Source organism: Vibrio sp. 10N.222.55.C6 (assembly GCF_041473395.1).
Taxonomy (GTDB): domain Bacteria; phylum Pseudomonadota; class Gammaproteobacteria; order Enterobacterales; family Vibrionaceae; genus Vibrio; species Vibrio crassostreae_C.
The window spans coordinates 1088-2951 of the sequence record NZ_JBFRSD010000054.1 but is presented as its reverse complement, the minus strand read 5'-3'; the positions used below and the strand labels follow the sequence as shown (position 1 = coordinate 2951).

The following is a 1864-nucleotide window of genomic DNA, read 5'->3' as shown; positions in this document are numbered from 1 at the left end:
ATGGCAAGCGTAGAGTCTGGTGAAAGCTGCATATTGCAGTTGATACAAGCACTCATGAAATTATTGGAGCCGAGCTAAGTTTATCGACGGTTACAGATGGAGAAGTCCTCCCTAACTTATTGAAACAAACACGCCGAAGTATCCTTAAGGTGTCTGGTGATGGCGCTTACGACACGAGAGCATGTCACGCTGCTATTGAGATTAAGCGAGCCGTTGCGCTTATTCCCCCAAGAGAAGGGGCTGCCTTCTGGGAACGTGGTCATCCTCGAAATCTCGCCGTGGGTTGCCAGAAGTTATACGGCTCAAATAAGTATTGGAAAGAGCGGTATGGATACCACAGACGTTCACTCTCAGAAACAGCGATGTATCGAGTTAAACAGTTACTAGGAGGACGATCAGGGCAAGATCATGAAAAACCCATATGGAATAAGGGGTAGCGTGAAGTGATGTTTCCACTAATTTGTACACTGAAGTCACAACAAATTCAATACATTCAAGATCGATTTGATGATCAGATTTAGGTGTGATCATATACTGTTTTTTAACAGCAGATATTTAGCCATAATGAATGGATTAAGCCTTTTGGACCATATTTCAGTTATTCGAGACCCTCGCCAAGCTTGGAAAATAGAGCACACGCTAACCGACATTATCTTCTTAACAATTGCAGCAGTGATTGCTGGTGCTGAAGGTTGGGAGGATATTGAAGATTTTGGTGAAGATAACTTGGAATGGCTTAGGCAGTATGGTGATTTCAAACAAGGCATACCAGTACACGATACCATTGCCCGAGTTATCAATCTTATTTCCGCCAAGCAACTGCAACGATGCTTTACTGCGTGGATGAAAGACTGTCATGAGACGACAGAGGGTGAAGTGATTGCTATCGACGGCAAAACTCTCAGAGGCACATACAACAAAGACAAGCGTTGTGGTGCAATCCATATGGTTAGTGCCTTTAGTGCAGCAAACCAAGTTGTACTAGGACAAGTGAAGACTGCGGATAAAAGCAATGAAATAAAAGCGATCCCTGAACTGCTTGAAATGCTTTCCTTGCGAGGTTGTTTAGTGACTATTGATGCTATGGGATGCCAGAAGGATATAGCTGAAAAGATAGTCGCTCAAGATGCAGATTATCTCTTAGCGGTAAAAGGTAATCAAAAACGATTGGAGCAAGCGATTAGCCAAGTGTTTAATTCTAGTATGATTAATAGTTTTGAAGGTGATAAATACGTCACTCAAGAGAAAGGGCATGGTCGTACAGAAACGCGTTTGAGTATGGTTGTTCACAATACAGATTTCTTAGGCTATATAGCGTTTGATTGGGCTGAACTCTCCACAATTGGTATGGTCGTTTCAATTCGTCAAGAAGGTGATAAGCCAGCAGAAACAATGCAAATCAAGCACTACATAAGCTCAGCAAAACTAACGGCTAAAGCTTTACTAGAGAGCACGCGAGCACATTGGAGCATTGAAAATCAGATGCACTGGCGATTAGACGTTGGTTTTAAAGAAGATGAATGTCGGATACGTCGAGAGCAAGCCGGTGAGAATTTAGCAGTTATAAGACATATAGCTTTAAATCTGCTGACGGAAGAAATCAGCTTCAAAGCAGGGATCAAAAGAAAGCAGAAAAAAGCGAACCGCAATAACGCTTACCTTTCGCAAGTCCTTGCAGGGCAAGGGGCTTCGTAATCTTGCCCTGGGAGGACGATTGAGCTTAAGAAATTACAATGCGCAGGTGGGTGAGACTTACGCGATGATAAAAGCGTTGAACAAGCTTACTGGGTTAGGTATGCCTAAAGCTTGTCGTATTAACTAAGAAACACACGAAACGAAGTAGCTCTATCTCTAAATTTAATTA

General features: G+C 42.5%; 1 protein-coding gene and 2 pseudogenes. All 3 read left to right on the top strand.

All coding sequences use genetic code 11. The features are described from left to right. Positions 1-395 (top strand): annotated as a pseudogene (locus AB4486_RS22335) (IS5 family transposase); the annotation flags it as partial. Between the two features lie 169 nt (positions 396-564). Next, positions 565-1695, top strand: a complete 1131-nt coding sequence (locus AB4486_RS22330) for an ISAs1 family transposase (protein WP_065584519.1) — start codon at positions 565-567, stop codon at positions 1693-1695. 7 nt (positions 1696-1702) lie between these two features. Further along, a pseudogene (locus AB4486_RS22325) lies at positions 1703-1822 on the top strand (IS5/IS1182 family transposase); the annotation flags it as partial. Positions 1823-1864 lie beyond the last annotated feature (42 nt).

Coding starts and splice junctions, on each gene's coding strand:
- AB4486_RS22330 (WP_065584519.1), top strand. CDS start 565: ATGAATGGATTAAGCCTTTTGGACCATATTTCAGTTATTCGAGACCCT.